General features: G+C 68.1%; 16 protein-coding genes. 11 read left to right on the top strand and 5 right to left on the bottom strand.

The window, feature by feature from the left end; translation table 11 throughout:
• Nucleotides 1–200 precede the first annotated feature (200 nt).
• Complete coding sequence (locus ACRC20_RS07500) at nt 201–821, top strand: gamma carbonic anhydrase family protein (protein ID WP_438685736.1); 621 nt, start codon at nt 201–203, stop codon at nt 819–821.
• Nucleotides 822–1,010: 189 nt separating this feature from the next.
• Here the strand turns inward: ACRC20_RS07500 and ACRC20_RS07495 are convergent, their stop codons facing one another.
• Together ACRC20_RS07495 and ctaC are read right to left on the bottom strand one after the other, a co-directional pair.
• Nucleotides 1,011–1,427, bottom strand: coding sequence for a cytochrome c oxidase subunit 4 (locus ACRC20_RS07495; RefSeq protein ID WP_438685735.1), 417 nt, complete (start codon nt 1,425–1,427; stop codon nt 1,011–1,013).
• A gap of 34 nt (nt 1,428–1,461) precedes the next feature.
• The gene (gene ctaC / locus ACRC20_RS07490) at nt 1,462–2,514 is read right to left on the bottom strand and encodes an aa3-type cytochrome oxidase subunit II (protein ID WP_438685734.1); all 1,053 of its coding nucleotides are present in this window, start codon (nt 2,512–2,514) and stop codon (nt 1,462–1,464) included.
• 170 nt (nt 2,515–2,684) lie between these two features.
• Here ctaC and asnB point away from each other — a divergent pair, with 170 nt between their 5' ends.
• The gene (gene asnB, locus ACRC20_RS07485; protein WP_438685739.1) at nt 2,685–4,604 is read left to right on the top strand and encodes an asparagine synthase (glutamine-hydrolyzing); all 1,920 of its coding nucleotides are present in this window, start codon (nt 2,685–2,687) and stop codon (nt 4,602–4,604) included.
• A 67-nt stretch (nt 4,605–4,671) separates the two neighbouring features.
• Here asnB and ACRC20_RS07480 read toward each other — a convergent pair whose 3' ends face one another.
• Together ACRC20_RS07480 and ACRC20_RS07475 are read right to left on the bottom strand one after the other, a co-directional pair.
• Complete coding sequence (locus ACRC20_RS07480) at nt 4,672–4,860, bottom strand: hypothetical protein (RefSeq protein WP_438685733.1); 189 nt, start codon at nt 4,858–4,860, stop codon at nt 4,672–4,674.
• Nucleotides 4,861–5,082: 222 nt separating this feature from the next.
• Complete coding sequence (locus ACRC20_RS07475) at nt 5,083–5,439, bottom strand: HesB/IscA family protein (RefSeq protein ID WP_438685732.1); 357 nt, start codon at nt 5,437–5,439, stop codon at nt 5,083–5,085.
• Nucleotides 5,440–5,556: 117 nt separating this feature from the next.
• On the opposite strand from ACRC20_RS07475, the gene ACRC20_RS07470 reads away from it, so the two are divergent.
• Nucleotides 5,557–6,276 carry a DUF3043 domain-containing protein gene (locus ACRC20_RS07470; protein ID WP_438685731.1) on the top strand — a complete coding sequence of 240 codons (720 nt, stop codon included), beginning with the start codon at nt 5,557–5,559 and terminating at the stop codon, nt 6,274–6,276.
• On the top strand, nt 6,273–7,082 hold the full coding sequence (locus ACRC20_RS07465) for a nicotinate-nucleotide--dimethylbenzimidazole phosphoribosyltransferase (RefSeq protein WP_438685730.1): 810 nt from the start codon (nt 6,273–6,275) through the stop codon (nt 7,080–7,082). Before ACRC20_RS07470 ends, ACRC20_RS07465 begins: the two co-directional genes overlap by 4 nt.
• Nucleotides 7,083–7,102: 20 nt before the next feature.
• Here the strand turns inward: ACRC20_RS07465 and ACRC20_RS07460 are convergent, their stop codons facing one another.
• Entirely contained in the window at nt 7,103–8,218 is a 1,116-nt protein-coding gene (locus ACRC20_RS07460; protein ID WP_438685729.1) for a branched-chain amino acid aminotransferase, read from the bottom strand.
• A gap of 137 nt (nt 8,219–8,355) precedes the next feature.
• Between ACRC20_RS07460 and ACRC20_RS07455 the strand changes: the two genes are divergently transcribed.
• From ACRC20_RS07455 to ACRC20_RS07425, 7 genes are all read left to right on the top strand, one after another.
• Nucleotides 8,356–9,696, top strand: a complete 1,341-nt coding sequence (locus ACRC20_RS07455; protein WP_438685728.1) for an MFS transporter — start codon at nt 8,356–8,358, stop codon at nt 9,694–9,696.
• Nucleotides 9,697–9,753: 57 nt separating this feature from the next.
• Complete coding sequence (locus ACRC20_RS07450; protein ID WP_438685727.1) at nt 9,754–10,731, top strand: ABC transporter permease; 978 nt, start codon at nt 9,754–9,756, stop codon at nt 10,729–10,731.
• Nucleotides 10,728–11,627 (top strand): ABC transporter permease, encoded by a 900-nt coding sequence (locus ACRC20_RS07445; protein WP_438685726.1) that lies wholly within the window; start codon nt 10,728–10,730, stop codon nt 11,625–11,627. The genes ACRC20_RS07450 and ACRC20_RS07445 overlap by 4 nt, the downstream gene beginning before the upstream one ends.
• Complete coding sequence (locus tag ACRC20_RS07440) at nt 11,624–13,507, top strand: ABC transporter ATP-binding protein (RefSeq protein WP_438685725.1); 1,884 nt, start codon at nt 11,624–11,626, stop codon at nt 13,505–13,507. Before ACRC20_RS07445 ends, ACRC20_RS07440 begins: the two co-directional genes overlap by 4 nt.
• Nucleotides 13,504–15,186, top strand: a complete 1,683-nt coding sequence (locus tag ACRC20_RS07435; protein WP_438685724.1) for an ABC transporter family substrate-binding protein — start codon at nt 13,504–13,506, stop codon at nt 15,184–15,186. Before ACRC20_RS07440 ends, ACRC20_RS07435 begins: the two co-directional genes overlap by 4 nt.
• Nucleotides 15,187–15,592: 406 nt before the next feature.
• Nucleotides 15,593–17,254 carry an ABC transporter family substrate-binding protein gene (locus ACRC20_RS07430; protein ID WP_438685723.1) on the top strand — a complete coding sequence of 554 codons (1,662 nt, stop codon included), beginning with the start codon at nt 15,593–15,595 and terminating at the stop codon, nt 17,252–17,254.
• Nucleotides 17,255–17,364: 110 nt separating this feature from the next.
• A complete protein-coding gene (locus ACRC20_RS07425; protein ID WP_438685722.1) occupies nt 17,365–17,853 on the top strand; it encodes a Dps family protein in 489 nt (162 codons plus the stop codon).
• The last annotated feature ends 9 nt before the right edge of the window (nt 17,854–17,862 follow it).

Genomic DNA, 17,862 nt, shown 5'->3' with positions numbered 1-17,862 from the left:
GGCCCCGGTCGAATTCGACCGGGGCCCCTTCCGTTTGGCGGCACAAGCCCTCCCCTCCCCCGCTGTTTCCCAGGCCCTGCCGTGGTAGTGTCCGAAACACGACGAGAACAGAGGCGGGCTCGCATCTTCTATGCCTGCTTTCGCGAGAGCAGCCCGTGCCCGCGACATCCGCTCGATCACTCCGGTTGGGAGGCCGCATCATGATTGTTGAACACCGCGGGAAACGCCCCAAGGTCCATGAGAGCGCCTACGTGGCCGCTACCGCTGTGCTCGTCGGGGACGTGGTCATAGCCGAGGGGGCGCAGGTGCTCCACGGCGCCGTCCTGACTGCCGAGGACGGCCGTGTCACTATCGGCGTCGAAACGGTCGTCATGGAGCAAGCGCTGATCCGGTCCCGCGAGCGTTGGGCATCGACCATCGGGAACCACGTGATGATCGGGCCGCACACCCACCTCAACGGCACGACCGTCGAGGACGGCAGTTTCATCGCCACCGGAGCTTCGCTGTTCCCTGGGAGCCGAATCGGAGCACGAGCTGAAGTGCGGATCAACGCGGTCGTGCATGTCCGAACGCGCCTGCCTGCCGACTCCATGGTGCCGATAGGCTGGGTCGCCGTCGGCGACCCGGCACACATGTTCCCACCAGACCGTCATGACGAGATCTGGGCCATCCAGCGCGAGCTCGACTTCCCCGGAACGGTCTACGGCGTCAGCCGTGACACCCCGATGGATGTCATCATGCACAGGCAATCCCGGTTCTACGCCGCCCACCGCCACGACATCCTCCTCGACCCGCCTGGACCACCGACTCCCCCCGCCTGAGACGCACCGCCAACCGCATCTCATATTCGCGCAGAGCCCCCAGTCGGCGGCAGCCCCAGCGGGGGTCTGGTCCCAACTCGGCTCAGGGCCGCAGAGCTCGCCAGTCGAGGCCCTTGGCACACACCACAGGGGTCAAACGCAGAAACCGCCCGAGACTGCGAACAGTCTCGGGCGGCCCTGACAGAAAGCTCAGTGCTTTTCGGCGCCCCGGTGGTACTCGAACACCAAACCGGCGACCGTGGCGAGGATGCACACGGCTCCAGCGGCCAGCAGCCAGAACAGGTCCATGGCGAGGGCCACGGCGACGATGGCGGCGCTGCCCGCGATCAGGATGGGCCACCAGCTTCCGGGACTGAAGAAGCCCAGCTCGCCAGCGCCCTCGGCGACCTCGGCGTCCAGCCGGTCCTCGGGACGCAGCTCGATGCGCCGGGCGACGAACCGCAGGAACGTGCCGGTGATCAGGGTGAGCCCGCCGGTCAGCGTGATGGCGGTGACGCCGACCCACTCCATGCCAGCCCGGCTGTACGCCGTGAAGATGCCGTAGATGACGGCCATGAGGAAGAAGAACCCCGTGAGGATCTCGAATAACCGCGCTTCGACTTTCATCGCGTCATCTCCCTTCGCGCTGTGCCTGCCGCGCTCATTGCGCCTGGCTGCTGTTGGGACGCTCCGCGACCCGCACCGGGTCCGGATGCGTCGTCGTCGCGAGCGGCTGCTCGCCGATCGACGCGAGCGCGTCCGCGTTGCTCTTCCCCGCCTTGCGGGCTTCGAGGTACTTCGCGAACTTCTCCGGAGCCACCGCGCGGACCTCGAAGTTCATCATCGAGTGGTACGTGCCGCAGAGCTCCGCGCAACGTCCGACGAAGGCGCCCTCGTGCTCGATCTTCGTGATCTGGAAGACGTTGTCGGTCTGGTTCTCCTTGGGGTTGGGGAACACGTCGCGCTTGAACAGGAAGTCGATCACCCAGAACGAGTGGACGACGTCGCGGGAGGCGAGGCGGAACTCGACGATCTTGTCGGTCGGGAGCACCAGGACGGGGATCTCGTTGTCGGTGCCGACAGTCTCGATCTTGTTGAACGCGAGGTAGCTGATGTCGTCCGCGCTGCGGTTGTTCACCGGCAGCGGCCAACGCTTGCCTTCGCCCTCTTCGCCTTCGCCCTCGCGGTAAGGCTTGCCGTTGACGGTGTTCTCGAGGTGGCCGTCGTAGTCGGCGACCGATCCGACTTTCTCGACCTTGTTGTAGCCGAACTTCCAGTTCCACCGGAACGCGGTGACGTCGACGACGACGTTCGGGTTCGAGACCTTCTTCTCGACGAAGTTCTGCGTGACCACCGTGTAGTAGAAGAGGCCCGCCACGATGATCGTCGGGAGGACCGTGCAGATCATCTCCAGCACCGCGTTGTACCCGGTCTGGCGGGGGAACTCGGGAGAGCCCTCTTTCAGACGGGACTTGCGGTCGAAGTACATGGTCCAGAACATCGCCGCCCAGACCACGACGCCGACGGCGAGCGCCGCGACGCAGGACCACACCCAGAAGTCGCCCATGGCAGTCGCTTGCGGGGTGACTCCTTGCGGCCAGCCGAAGCGGAAGTCGTCATACACCGAGCAGCCGGAGAGGCTGAAGGCGGCCAAGCCAAGGACGGCCGGCCAACGCAGACGACGAAAGTCCAGCGTAGGGCGGAGTTTGCGCACGAACTCTCTACCTTTCTCTCCGACTTGGGGTCTGAGCGCTCTTCACGACGGGGAACTGTCTACTACGCAGCGTAGACCATGCGTGTCCGAGTTCAGAAGTCAGGGTCGAGTCCGTAGACTGCACAGGTCCTATCTGCCGAACGAAATCTAGAAGGAGCGTGACCGCCCTCGTGTGTGGACTTTTGGGAGCGCTCTCCTGCAGGCGTTCTGCGGGCGCGCTCACCGGCGACATCCTCTCGGCCGCCCATCTGATGCGCCACCGGGGGCCGGACGAGGAGGGCGGGATCTGGCACGACGACGATGTCGTCTTCGGGTTCAACCGCCTCGCCTTCATCGACGTCGACCACGCGCACCAACCGCTGCGCTGGGGCCCGCCGGAGTCGCCCGACCGCTACGCGCTCACCTTCAACGGCGAGATCTACAACTACCGCCAGTTGCGCGAGCGGCTCGCCGCCGAGCACGGCGCGGTGTTCGCGACCGAGGGCGACGGCGAGGCGATCGTCGCGGCATGGCACCACTGGGGCGCAGGCGCGCTTCGCGAGCTGCGCGGGATGTTCGCCTTCGCGATCTGGGACACCGTCGAGCGCGAGCTGGTCCTCGCCCGCGACCCCTTCGGCATCAAGCCCCTCTTCTACGCGGAGGGGTCCGAGGCCTTCGTGTTCGGCAGCGAGAAGAAGAGCGTGGTCGCCCTCGCGCAGGCCGCGGGCTTCGGCGAAGAGCTCGATCGCAGGGCGCTCGCCCATTACCTCGCCCTGCAGTACGTCCCGGAGCCGGAGAGCCTGCACCGCGAGGTCCGCAGGCTTGAGTCGGGGACCTACGCGGTCTTGCGCCCTGGCGCGGAGCCGCAGTTCGGCAGGCACTTCCGCCCCGATCTCGGCCAGCCGACCCGTAAAGACCCCGTCGCGCGGATCTTGGCGGCGCTGGAGGACTCGGTCGCCGCCCACATGGTCTCCGACCCGGACATCACCGTCGGCTCGTTCCTCTCCGGCGGCATCGACTCGACCGCCGTGGCCGCGCTCGCGATGCGCCACAACCCGAACTTGATGACCTTCACCACAGGCTTCGCCCGCGAGGGGTACTCGGAGATCGACGTGGCCGCCGAGTCGGCGCAAGCCATCGGCGCGAAGCACATCGTGAAAGTCGTCGACGAGGACGAGTTCGTCGCCGCGCTGCCGGAAATCGTCTGGTACCTCGACGACCCGGTGGCCGACCCCGCCCTCGTGCCGCTGTACTTCGTCGCGAAAGAGGCCCGCAAGCACGTCAAGGTCGTGCTGTCCGGGGAAGGCGCGGACGAGCTGTTCGGCGGCTACACCATCTACCGCGAGCCGTTGTCCCTCCGCCCGCTCACGGGCCTGCCCGCCCCGGTGCGCCATGGGATCCGCAGGCTCTCGACCAAGATCCCCGACGGGGTCCGGGGCAAGGGCCTGCTCTGGCGCGGCTCGATGACGTTGGAGGAGCGCTACTACGGCAACGCCCGCAACTTCGCCGACGAGGAGTTGCGGTCCCTCGCCCCGTGGCGGGGAGCAGAATGGGGGCACACCGATGTCACCGCGCCGGTCTACGCGGAGTCCGAGGGCTGGGACCCGGTGGCCCGGATGCAGCATCTCGACCTTTTCACCTGGTTGCGCGGCGACATCCTGGTCAAGGCGGACAAGATGACCATGGCGAACTCGCTCGAGCTCCGGGTGCCGTTCCTCGACCCGGAGATCTTCTCCATCGCCAAGCAGTTGCGCAGGCAGGACAAGATCCACGCCGGGACGACGAAGTTCGCGTTGCGTCAGGCGCTCGCGACGGTCGTGCCCGCGCATGTGCTGGACCGGCCGAAACTCGGCTTCCCCGTCCCCGTCCGGGTATGGCTCAAGGGCGGGCAGCTCGCGGAGTTCACCCGCGAGCAGCTCGAAGCCTCGCAGGCGGGCCATCTGGTGGACCTCGGCTTCGCGACGAGCCTCCTCGACCGCCACCAGGCGGGCGAGGGCGACCACTCCCGCAAGATCTGGACGGTGCTGCTGTTCGTCCTGTGGCACGCGGTGTTCGTGGAGAAGCGCATCGTGCCTGCCATCCCCGAGCCGCACTACCCGGTGCGGATTTAGCCGGTCAAAATCTCGTCACTGGCCGTTTCGGCGCAGCGGGTCGCCCGGCCGAACGCGTCGCCCTCGTTCACCACGCGGCCCCCGTCGCGGTGACGCTGCCGAACCTCTCCATGCCCAGCGCCCACGGCGTCGCGCTCTCCCGCTCGGACCGCTCGGCTTCGTCCGCCGGGCCGCGGAGCCGCCCGTGCCCGATAGCGGGCTGGGGCTCTTCTTCGATATCGCATCGGGGGACGCACAATTGGTCGACGTAACTCATGGCTGACACCTCATATCCGTCATTGGAAACCGGTCCCCATCACTGTGCGACAGCAGGAAAACCCAGGTCAAGGCATGAGACAAAGAAAGACACTTCTGGCAGTCCGACGTCTCGGGCTGAGACAGAACAAGACGCCGCCGCGGCGGGGCGACGACGGGCTATAACGCGCTGTGCCCCACGGACCAGGTCCGTGGGGCACAGCGCGTCCGCGCGTTCAGCGGGTCAGTTGAACGAGTCGCCGCAGGCGCAGGAGCCCGTCGCGTTCGGGTTGTCGATCGTGAAGCCCTGCTTCTGGATGGTGTCGACGAAGTCGATGGAGGCGCCGGAGAGGTAGGGGGCGCTCATCCGGTCCACGACCAGGCGCACGCCGTCGAACTCGGAGACCAGGTCGCCGTCGAGGGTGCGGTCGTCGAAGAAGAGCTGGTAGCGAAGGCCCGCGCAGCCGCCGGGCTGCACCGAGATACGGAGCGCCAGGTCGTCGCGGCCCTCCTGCTCCAGGAGCGCTTTGGCCTTCGTGGCAGCGCCGTCGGTGAGCACGACCTCGTGCTCGCGCGCCTCAGTCTGCAAATCGGCGGTCATCCGGTCTCCTTCACTATCTCTCCGCGCGTGCGTCGCGGAAGTCTTTCACTCCAGGTGCTCTGTCATCCCACAATACTCCGAACACGACGACAACGCTAAGGTCTAGCCTTGATGCTCGTGAAACTACCGTGGACCCGACACACCAAGGACGACCGCTCCCAAGCCGGCGCTCCCGAATCGAACCCTTCCGCGCCGAACCAGCCCGAACAGGCCGCCGACGCTCCTGGCGAGAACACGCCCGAAGGAGCCGGGGGCAAAACCCAAGGCAAAGGGCGGCCGACGCCGAAGCGGCGGGACGCGGCGGGAGCGCGACGCGGCCCGCTCCCCCCTGCCCCGCTCACCGGCGCGGAGGCCAGAGCCCGGCGCAAGGCCCTTGCCGGGCCCAAGCTCAGCCGTGACGAGCGGCGCGCGCAGGGCGCCGCGCGGCGCGAGCGGCAGACGCAGGCCAGGGAGCGGATGCTGGCGGGCGAGGAGGCCTACCTGCTGCCTCGGGACAAAGGCCCCGTCCGCGCGTACGTGCGCGACGTGATCGACTCCCGGCGCAGCGTCTCGGGGGCCTTCATGCCGGTCGCGTTCGTGATGATCGGAGCCTCGCTCATCGCCCCGGCGAAGTTCCAGGTCTTCGCCGCCCCCGCGATGCTCGTGCTGCTGGCCGCCATGGTGCTCGAAGGCCTGTGGCTCGGCCGCAAAGTGAACAACTTGGTCCGGTTGAAGTTCCCCGACAGCACCGAGCCGGGCCTCGGACTCGGCTGGTACGCCTTCAGCAGGGCGACCCAGATGCGCCGGATGCGTGTGCCCAAGCCCAGGGCGACCCCGAAAGACAAGGACCAGGTGTGAGCCTGAACCCGTCCGACGGCGCCTCGGCATGGCCGCCCGCGCCGAGTCCCTTGCCCGTCGCGGCGCGCGGCGAGCAAGGGCAAGGGCGGCTCGGCGAGCTGCTTCGCTGGTACGAGTCCTGCCGTGCGGGCGGGCACGCCGCGCCGACAAGGGTCCGGCTGCTGCTCGGCGAGCACGGTCCCGAGTGGTCTCTGTCCGCGCTGCCCGACGATGCGCACGAGGCCCGCTGGGCCACGGTCGCGACCGGCGCGGACGCTTTCGAATTCGGGCGGAAGACCGTCGACCAGCAGGTGGACTCGGGAACGGATTTGCTGCTGCTCGCGGATTCGCCGCAGGCGCGCACTGCGGGGACGGCGGCCATCGCCGCGATCGTCGACATCGAGCCCGTCGCAGCCGTCGGCTGGGGAGAGCCCGGCGAGGAGCGCCGCTGGGTCGAAGAGGTGGCCGCCGTGCGCGACGAGCGCCATCGGCTGTACGGCGCGGCGCGCGACCCCGAACGCCTCGTCGGCCTCGTCGCCAAGGAGATCGCTGTGACGGCGGGCTTCTGCCTGCAGGCCGCCCTGCGCCGCACCCCGGTGCTGTTGGACGGCGAGGTCTCCGCAGCGGGCGCGCTCATCGCCGCGCGGCTGTCCACCGGCGCGAGCGCATGGTGGCACGCCGCGCACCGCACCAGCCTGCCCGCGCATGAGAAAGGCCTCGCCCGGCTCGGGCTCGCGCCCACGCTCGCGCTGGATTTGGCGGGCGGCGGCCTCGGGCCGGTCCTCGCCCTGCAGGCGCTGCGCACCGCGCTCCGCGCGCTGTCCTGACGCTCTGACCGCGCGGGTCGTCAGGCGTTGGGCGACCAGAGGGTGCTCATCCAGCCGTGCGCGTCCGCGAACTGGCCGCGCTGGATGCCGGTGAGCGTGTCGCGCAGCGCCATCGTGACCTGGCCGGACTCGCCCTCGCCGACGACGAACTCGCCCTCTGCGCTGCGGATCTCGCCGATCGGCTTGACCACGGCGGCGGTGCCGCAGGCGAACGCCTCGGTGAGCTCGCCGGAGAAGGCCTTGTCCCTGACCTCCTGGAAGCTCACTGGACGCTCTTCGACCGCGTAGCCCGCGTCCACCGCCAGCTGCAGGATGGAGTCCCGCGTGATGCCGTCCAAAATGGTGCCGCTGATCGCGGGCGTCACCAGTTTGGCCTGCGCCCCCGAGCCGAAGATGAAGACGAGGTTCATGCCCGCGCCCTCCTCGAAGTACTTGCGCTCCACCGCGTCGAGGAAGACCACCTGGTCGCAGTCGTGCGCCACGGCCTGCGACTGGCCGATCATCGAGCCCGCGTAGTTGCCGCCGCATTTCGCGCCGCCGGTGCCGCCCGGAGCCGCCCTCGTGTACTCGGTGGTGACCCAGACCTTGCCGGGGGCGACCCCGCCCTTGAAGAACGGCGCGACCGGGCACGCGATCAGCAAGTAGCGGTACGACTTCGCCAAATGCAGCCCAAGCGCGGGCTCGTCCGCGAAGACGAAGGGGCGCAGGTAGAGCGAGTACTCCGTGCCCGCCTCGGGCACCCATGCGTGGTCGAGGGCGAGGAGCTGGCGGATCGACTCGAGGAAGAGGTCCTCCGGCAGCTCGGGGATCGTCAGGCGGCGGGCGGAGCGCTGGAAACGACGGGCGTTCGCCTCCGGGCGGAAGACCGCCACCGAGCCGTCCGCCTGCCGGTACGCCTTGAGCCCCTCGAAGATCTCTTCCCCGTAGTGGAACACGCGCGTGGAAGGCTGCAGGCTGATCGGGCCGTACGGCAGCACCTGCGCGTCGTGCCAGCCCTCTTCCCTCGAAAAGGCGATGGAGACCATGTGGTCGGTGAACACAGTCCCGAAAACAGGATCCGCGAGTACAGCCGCTCGCTCCGCAGGCGCCAGAGGGGCTGGATTGCGCGTCACTGCGAATGCGGGGGCTATGGTCATAACCAACAATGATATCCGGCCTGGGCGAACAGCCGCCATCAGGTTTCGCCGAGCCTGGCTCGGCGCCGGAACGCTCTTTCTGATCTGGGCAATTCAGATACTTCACAGAGGCGCCTCGCTCCAGTACGGTGCGGCGGATGACTGTCGTCGCGGGCACGCCGCCCGAACAAGAGAACCCGGCGCGCGAGGAGGGCAGGGCCGAACCCGAGCGGCACGAGCCAGCCGCGTCCCGGCAAGCCCCCACGTTCAAGCAGGCGCTCGGCGTCGCGGTGACGGCGGGGCTCGGCTACGGGTTCGACTCCTACGCGGTGAACATCTACGGCCTCGTGCTGCCCAAGATCCAGCAGACCCTGCAGATCACCGAAGCCCAAGCCGGGTACATCGGCTCGATCTTCCTGGTCGGCTACACCGTCGGCACGATCGGCTTCGGCCTCGCCGCCGACCGCTGGGGGCGCAAGACCACGCTCGGGGCCTCGATCCTGCTCTACGGCTTCACCACCGCCCTCGCGGGGCTCACCACGAACCTCGCCGCGTTCACCGGGCTCCGGTTCCTGACCGGGGTCGGCGGAGCGGGCGAGCTCGCGGTCGGCGCCCCCTACACGGCCGAGGTGTGGCCCGCGAAGACCCGGGCCATCGGGGTGGGCGGGGTGATCTTCTCGCTCTTCTCCCTCGGCTACGTCCTCGCCGCCTCGGTCGCGCTCGTGCTCGTGCCGCATTTCGGCTGGCAGTCCGTGTTCGTGGTCGCGATCGTCCCCGCGGTCCTCCTGTTCCTCGTCCGCCAGGGCGTCGTCGAGTCGCACCGCCACGTCGAGGCCAAAGCCAAGGCGCGCGCGGCCGCGGCCAAGCCGAAGCTCTGGCGCCTCCCCGGCGTGCGGCGCAGGCTCGTCGTCGGCTGGCTGATCTACACGGCGAACGCGGTCGGCTACTGGGGCATGACGCTCTTCCTGACCACCTATATCGTGAAGAAGTTCCACGCCGCCCCGACCGACGCGATCCGCTACGCGCTGCTGTTCTTCCTGTTGCAGGCGGTGTTCGTGTTCGTGGGCGCCTGCCTCGCCGACTGGGTCGGGCGGCGGCCCTCCGCGATTCTCGCCGCCGTCGTCGAGATCGTCTCGACCGTCCTCGGGGCGACCTCCGAATCGCTCGGCGAGTACCTGCCGTTCGGCGCGGTCTCCATCGCCACACTCGGATGGCTGTGGGGCGTCGGCGACACCTATATCGCCGAGCTCTTCCCCACCGTGCTGCGCGGCACGGGGTTCGGAGTCGCGGTCGGCGGGGGCCGGATCGCGTCCATCGCCGCGCCCGCCGTCGTCGGCTGGGCCATCGGGCAGTACGGGCCGCAAGCCCCGTATCTCGCGCTCGGCGGGCTGTGGACGCTGACGATCGCGGGCTACCTCCTCGGGCCGGAGACGAAGGGCGCGGAGCTCGACGACCTCGCCGACGCCGCCCTCGCGGAAGACCACACGCATGCGTCGTGAGCCGAACGCGCTGCTCGGCGCGCGACGCTCAGTCCCGTATGCCACACTGTCCCCACTATGCTGTTCTTTTTAGGGAAACGGCTGGCGGGAGCCATTGTCCTGCTTTTCCTCGCGACGTTTTTGACGTTCGCGCTGGCCTCGGAGACCTTCGATCCGATGGCCGCGTACAAGCAGCGCAACCCGCCGCCGCCCGCCGCCGCGATCCACGCGAAAGAACACGAGCTGCGGCTGGACAAACCGGTGCTGGAGCGGTACACGCTCTGGCTCGGCGACATCGGCCGGGCCAGTTTCGGCAACACCATCAACGACACCCCCGTTGCGCCCGAGCTCGGCCACCGGATCGGCGTGACCCTGCGCCTCGTGCTCCTCGGGGCGCTGATCGGCACCCTCCTCGGCGTTCTCCTCGGCGTGGCCTCCGCCGTGCGGCAATACAAATTCGCCGACCGCGCCACGACGTTCACGGCCTTCGTCGTCCTCTCCGCGCCCACGTTCCTCATCGCGACGATCTTCAAGCTCCTGGCGCTCACCGCGAACTCGTTCGTCGGGAAACAGGTGTTCCTCTACACCGGCGAGCAGTCCGCGATCCCCCCGAACGGCTTCTGGGCCGGGTTCGCGGACTCCAGCCAGCACCTCGTCCTGCCGACCCTCACCCTCGCGGTGATCGAGGCCGCGATGTTCAGCCGCTACCAGCGCAACGCGATGCTCGACGTGCTGGGCAGCGACTTCCTGCGCACCGCCCGCGCGAAAGGGCTCACCAAGACGAAGGCGCTGTTCAAGCATGGGCTTCGGACCGCGCTCATCCCGATGACCACGCTGTTCGCCTTCGGCTTCGGCGGGCTCATCGCCGGGGCGACCTTCACCGAGCGGGTCTTCGGCTGGAACGGGGTGGGCAGCTGGCTCGTCGACGGCATCGGGCGGCAGGACACGAACATCGTCACCGCGATCACCTTCTTCGCCGCAGTGGTCATCCTCCTCGCGGGGCTCGTCGCCGACGTGGCCCAAGGGGTCCTCGACCCGAGAGTGCGGGTGTCATGACGGAGAACGCCCGGGCGGGCGCAGAGACTCCCGCCAAGCCGATCACTCGCGCCAGGCTCGTCGCGAGCCGTTTCGTGTCGAACCGCCTCGCGGTGGCGGGGCTCGGGGTTTTGGCCCTGCTCTACCTCGTCGCCTTCCTGGTCTCGCCCTTTCTGCCGTGGGACTACCAGATCATCGACTACGGCCACGCGCTCGAAGCCCCCGGCGCGCGGCATTGGTTCGGCACGAACTCGATCGGCCAGGACATGCTCGCGCAGACACTGCGCGGCCTGCAGAAATCGCTCACCATCGGCCTTCTCGTCGCGATTCTCGCCTCCCTCATCGCCGCCGTGGTCGGCTCGGCGGCGGGCTATTTCGGCGGTTGGGCGGAACGCGTGATCGGCTGGGGCCTCGACCTGCTCTTGGTCCTGCCGGGCTTCCTCATCATCGCGGTCGCGAGCCCGCTGTTCCTCGGGCGCAGCTGGCTCTTCCTCGTGCTCCTGATCGCCCTGTTCAGCTGGATGCTCTCGGCACGTGTCGTGCGAGCTTTGACGATCAGCCTCAAACAACGCGAGTTCGTGATCGCGGCCCAGTACATGGGGGCCTCCCCCGCCAAGGTCATCGTCTCCCACATCCTGCCGAACGTCGCGTCCTTCCTCATCATCGACACCACGCTGACCGTCGGCTCCGCGATCCTCACCGAGACCGGGCTCTCTTTCTTCGGCTTCGGCGTGCAGCCCCCGGACATCTCCCTCGGCACGCTCATCGCGGAAGGCAGCTCCGCCGCGCTGCCCTTCCCGTGGCTCTTCATCTTCGCGGGCGGCGCGCTCGTCGTCACCGTGCTCGCCGCGAACTTCGCGGGCGACGGGCTCCGCGACGCCTTCGACCCCGGGGCGCAGATCGGAGCGGCGAAATGACCGTGCCGCGCTCCCCGTTGCTGCAGGTCGCCGACCTGACCGTCGCCATCGGCGGAACCGCCGTGGTGCGGGGCGTCAGCTTCGCCGTCGAGGCGGGCGAGGCGGTGGCCGTCGTCGGCGAGTCCGGTTCCGGCAAGTCCGTCACGGCGCTTTCCGTGCTCGGCCTTCTGCCCGACGCGGCGAGAGTCACCGGGTCGATCCGGTTCGAGGGCCAGGAGCTGGTCGGGCAGCCCGACAAGCATTTGTCCAAAATCCGAGGCGCCGGGATCAGCATGGTCTTCCAAGACCCGCTCTCCTCCCTCACCCCCGTCTACACCGTTGGCGACCAAATCGCCGAGGCGCTGCTCGTGCACGGGGGCAGGGGCGGCAGGCCTTCGCTGACGAAACGGCAAGCGCGGGACCGCGCGGTGGAGCTGCTCGACCTCGTCGGGGTGCCGAACCCGGCGCAGCGGGCCAAATCCTTCCCGCACCAGCTCTCCGGCGGGCAGCGCCAGCGCGTCATGATCGCGATGGCCATCGCGAACGACCCGAAGCTCATCATCGCCGACGAGCCGACCACCGCGCTCGACGTCACCGTGCAGGCGAAGATCCTGCGCCTGCTGCGCACCGCGCAGGAGATCACCGGGGCCGCGGTCGTCCTGATCACGCACGACCTCGGCGTTGTCGCCGAGTTCGCCGACCGCGCCCTGGTCATGTACGCGGGCCGGATCGTGGAGTCGGCGCCGCTGGAGCCGCTCTTCGCGAGCCCCCGCATGCCCTACACCCTGGGCCTGTTGGGCGCGGTGCCCCGGATCGACGCGCCCATCGGCGCCCGGCTCGTGCCCGTCCCCGGCACGCCTCCCCTGCCCTCGGCCCTGCCGCCCGGCTGCTCTTTCGCGCCGCGCTGCCCTTTGCGGATCGACCGCTGCGACGAGGCCGAGCCGCCGCTGTCGCCTGTCGGCGAGCACCAGGCGGCCGCGTGCATCCGCTCGGAAGAGCTGGCCGGGGCCGACGCGGCGGCCGTGTACCGAGTGCCGCCATGGAACGAGCCGCCTGCGAAGCCCGCGCAGCCCGAGGTCGTGGTGTCCGTCGAAGGCTTGCGGCGCACGTACCCGGTCACCAAGGGGCTTGTGTTCAAACGCCAGGTGGGCGAGGTGCACGCAGTCTCGGACGTGAGCTTCCAGGTGCGCCAGGGCGAGGCGCTCGGCCTCGTCGGCGAGTCCGGCTGCGGCAAGACCACCACGATCATGGAGATCATGGCCCTCGTCGCCCCGCAGGCCGGGAAGATCGAGGTCCTCGGCCGAGACGCCGCCTCGCTCTCCCCCCACGAGCGCCGCGAGCTGCGCCAGGACATCCAGATCGTCTTCCAGGACTCGATGGCGGCCATGGACCCGCGTCTGCCCGCCGCCGACATCCTCGCCGAGCCGCTCCGTTTGTTCGGGAAGCCAGAAGCGGAGTGCAATACGCGAGTATTGGAGCTGCTCGATTTGGTGGGCTTGGACCGGGGACACCTCGCGCGTTTTCCCGCGCAGTTCTCCGGCGGGCAGCGCCAACGGCTCTGCATCGCCCGCGCGCTGGCCCTCAAGCCGAAGATCCTGGTGCTCGACGAGCCGGTCTCCGCGCTCGACGTCTCCATCCAGGCCGGAATCTTGAATCTGCTCTCGGACCTGCGGGCCGAGCTCGGGCTGTCCTACCTCTTCGTCTCGCACGACCTCGCGCTCGTGAAGCAGGTCTGCGACCACGTCGCGGTGATGCGGGCGGGCGAGATCGTGGAAGCAGGCCCGGTCGCCAAGGTCTACGCCGACCCGCAGCACGAGTACACCCGGGAGCTGATGGCCTCGGTCCCGGTCCCCGACCCTGCGGCCGCACGGGCGAAGCGCGATTCGGAGAGGGCCCTATGAGACCGATCGACCGCCGCGCCGTGCTGCTCGGCCTGGCCGGGCTGCCCGTCCTCGCCTCATGCGGGCTGGAGCTGACCAGGCCGCAACAGGGCGACGACCCCACCCGCAAAGCCGATCCCGCGACCTTGCGCCAAGGCGGCATGCTGCGTTGGGCGTTGGACGAGCTTCCGGTCAACTACAACTACAACCAGGCGGACATGACCGCCTACATCGCGACCATCGCGGGCGCGCTCATGCCGACGAGCCACAAGTCCGACCCGCAGGGCAACCTCAGCGTCAACACTGACTATTTCAGCAAGATCGAGCTCCGCCCCGGCGAGCCGCAGACCGTCGTCTACACCATCGACCCGAGAGCCCATTGGTCCGACGGGAGCCCTCTGGCCTGGGAAGACCTCAAGGCGCAATGGCAGGCGCAGAGCGGGAGAAATCCCGACTACCAAATCATCTCCACCACCGGATATCGAGATATCGCCGCTGTCGAACCGGGCGTGGACAACCGCCAAGCCGTCGTGACTTTCCTGCGGAACTACGCCGATTGGCGCAGCCTGTTCTCGTATCTGTACCCGAAATCCACCAATCAAGACCCCGAAGCCTTCAACAAAGGCTGGATTCTCGATTTGTCCGGCTTCACCCGCCCGCCGGTGACGGCGGGCCCGTTCAAAATCGACTCGTACGACGCGGGGCAGAAGCGCCTCCGGGTTGCCGCCGACCCGAACTGGTGGGGGCCCAAGCCGCGCCTCGACAGCATCGTCTTCCTCGAACTCGCCGCAGACGCGCAAATCGGGGCCCTGCAGAACGACGAAATCGACTTCGCCTCGCTCGGGTCCTCCGCCCCGAACCTCGCCATCGCCGAGAACACGAAGGGCATCGACATCCGAACTGGCCCGAACCAGTATCTGGGCAATTTGACCTTCAACGGAAAACCTGGCGGCGTCTGCGCCGACGTACGCCTGCGGCGGGCCGTGGCCATGGGGATCGACCGAGACCGGCTCGCGAGCACCCTCTTGGGCGCCGTGGTCGAAAAACCAGCGGCTTCGTACAACCTTGTTTTCATCAAGGGCGTCCACGGCTACGAGGACCACCGTGCGGCATTGCCGTACGACCCGGGCGCCGCGAAATCCGAGCTCGACCGGCTCGGCTGGACGCAGCAGGGCACGTTCCGGGCGAAAGACGGGAAGCAGCTGACTCTGCGCCTCGTCATACCGGCGCAAAACCCTTCCTCGACGAACAACGCGAAAGTCTTGCAGCAGATGCTCGCGGATATCGGGGTGAACCTCAAGATCGCCCCTGTGTCCAGCGCCGGATTCTTCCGCGACTACATCAACGTCGGAGACTTCGACCTCACTCTTTTCAGCTGGGGGCACACCGCCTATCCCACCGATATCGGCTCCATCTACGGGCTTTACGAAAAAGCAGACGGAACCATCGATCCGCAGCAGAACTACGGGCAGATCGGCAGTCCCGCGATCAACGATCTGATCTCGCAGATGCAGCAGGAGCTCGACGAGGAGAAACTGCTTCAGATCGGCAATCAGATCGATGTCGAGATCGCCAAGATCGCCCACTCCATATCCCTGTTCCAAGCTCCCGCGAACACAGCCGCACGGTCCGGACTGCGCAACTTCGGCCCGGTCGGAGTCGGCGACGTCGACTACGCCGCTATCGGCTACGCGAAGTGATGGACCGAGGCTGAGACTGCCCATCCCCCGACCCAGACCCGCAGTCGAGACCCACGCCAACACCAGGGACCAGCACTGCAGATTCCCCGGCCGCCGCCGAAGGGCGAGAACCGAGTTGGACCCTCCCCCACGGCCCCGAGGGTGCCGCGGGCGGTACCCCACGTCCCGTTCGACCACGAGCACCCGGAATCTGGCAGACAAACAATCCCTGAGAATCTGAAACGCCTCCGCCGACACCACCACCGCGCGACAGTGCTCGTCTGGACACTCCGGGCCGCGTCCCTCGGCCCTGCGCGTCCGCCCCACGGCCAATGGCGAGACCAACCGGACGGCACGACACCACACTCCCCGGCTGAATGCCGGCTACCATCTTCGCCATGAACGCCAGGGAAGACAGCGCATCCGCATGATTCCCCGCCGCTCGCTGCTCCTCGGACTCGCAGGCCTGCCCCTTGCCTCCCTATATGCCGCCTCCTGCGGCCTGCCGCTTCGCAAGCCTTCATCCAGCGACGATCCCCTACGCGCGGCAGATCCCGAGACACTGCGCCAAGGCGGCGTCTTCCGTTGGCCGGTGGACGACTTCCCGAAGAATTTCAACGCCCTGCAAGCCGATATGAGCGGCTACACCAGGGACATCGTCGCACCCTGCATGCCCGTCCCGTTCCGCGCGGACTCGCGCGGCAATCTCACCCGACGCGACGAGTACTTCACCGCGATCGGCCTTGAGCCCGGCGAGCCGCAGACGGTCGTCTACACGATCAACCCGGAAGCCCGATGGTCCGACGGGACCCTGATCACCTGGGAAGACCTCCATTGGCAGTGGCGGGCCCTCTCCGGAGCCGACGAGCGCTACCTGGTCGCCTCCACCACCGGCTACCGCGATATCGCCCACGTCGGCAAAGGCGTCGACGAGCGACAGGCCGTCGTGGTCTTCGCGCGGCCCTACGCGGACTGGCGCAAGCTCTTCGGGCTCCTCTACCCCAAGACGACGAACAACGATCCGGACGTGTTCAACAAGGGCTGGATCTTCGGCAGGGGCGGCCTCCGAATCCCCCCGGTCACCTCCGGGCCGTTCAAGATCGGCCCCTACGACGAAGACCAGGGGCGCATCGCCATGGTCCCCGATCCACACTGGTGGGGCCGCGCGCCGAGGCTGGACTCGCTCGTGTTCCTAGGCCTTCCGAAAGAGGCCCAGATCGGCGCGCTGCAAAACGGGGAGATCGACTACATGAACTTGCTCGCCTCCGCGCCCGCCCTCGCCGTGGCAGAGAACACCAAGGGCCTCGACATCCGGCCCGGCCCGTCCTCCACGATCTCCGCCCTCGTGTTCTGCGGCAGAGACGGGAGCATCTGCGCGGACCGAGGGCTGCGCAGAGCTGTCGCGAAGGGGATCGACCGGGACCGGATCGCGGCGACGCTCATCGGCTCGGTCTCCGCCTCCCCCGCAGCTGCCTACAACCTCGTCTTCTTGCGCAGCTCCACAGGCTACGGGGACCATCGCGAGGCCTTGCCCTACGATCCGCGAGCAGCCCGCGCCGAGCTCGCGGCGCTCGGCTACCGCCGCCCCCGGATCCGCTTCGTCATCCCCGCGCAAAACCCCACCGGGGCCGATATCGGCAAAATCCTCCAGCAAATGCTCGCCGAGATCGACGTGGACCTCGTGATCGAGCCGGTGCCCAGCGCCGAGTTCTTCCGCAGCCACATCAACGTCGGCGACTTCGACCTCACCACCTTCCGCACCGAGTGCAGCCCCTATCCCTCCGACTCCGCGCCGACGTACGGCCGCTACCGAACCGCGCGCGGCGAGCCCGATGTGCAGCAGAATTACGGCCAGATCGGCAGCGAACGGCTCAACCAGCTCCTCGACCAGATGCAGGCGGAGCTCGACCCCGGACGGATGCGCCAGATCGCGAACGCGGCGGACCGGGAGATCGCCGAGATCGCGCACTCGCTCCCCCTCTTCGAGACCCCGTACAACTACGCGGTCCGCTCCGCCGTCCGCAATTTCGGCGCGAGCGGCGTCGGCGACATGGACCACGCCGCCATCGGCTACGCGCCGGACGCGTGAGAGCCTGCGCCGGACAAGAAAAATTCACACCCCCCTAGCCGCGCCCACCGAGATGCGCTAAAATGGAATAGTTCCAATTTAGGATCACCCACGACGAGAGGAACCTTCCCATGGCTCAAGCCAGCACCGTCAAAGTCATCACCAGCCCGCTCAACGAAGAGAACAAGAAGGTCACTGCTCAGGCGCTGCAGAACGCGCTCGTCAACCTCATCGACCTGTCCCTGATCGGCAAGCAGGCCCACTGGAACGTCGTCGGCTCGAACTTCCGCTCCGTCCATTTGCAGCTCGACGAGCTCATCGACCTGGTCCGTGGCTTCTCGGACGATGTGGCCGAGCGGCTCTCCGCCATCGGCGCGAACGCGAACGGCCTCGCGAGCACCGTCGTGTCGTCTGCGAAGACCAAGGGGTTCGCCACCGAGTTCACCTCCACCTCCGAAGTCGTCGGCGGCGTCGTGGACAACCTCAAGATCGTCATCGACGTGGTGCGCGAGGGCATCGGGGCCACCGAGGACTCGGACCCGGTGAGCCAGGACCTCCTCATCGCCGTGGCCGACGGCCTTGAGAAGCAGCACTGGATGTGGCAGGCCCAGGAGGCCTGAGCAGCCGCA

This window comes from Segniliparus sp. (genome assembly GCF_051660745.1).
Classification (GTDB): Bacteria; Actinomycetota; Actinomycetes; order Mycobacteriales; family Mycobacteriaceae; genus Segniliparus.
This window is presented reverse-complemented; position numbering and strand designations above follow the sequence as displayed.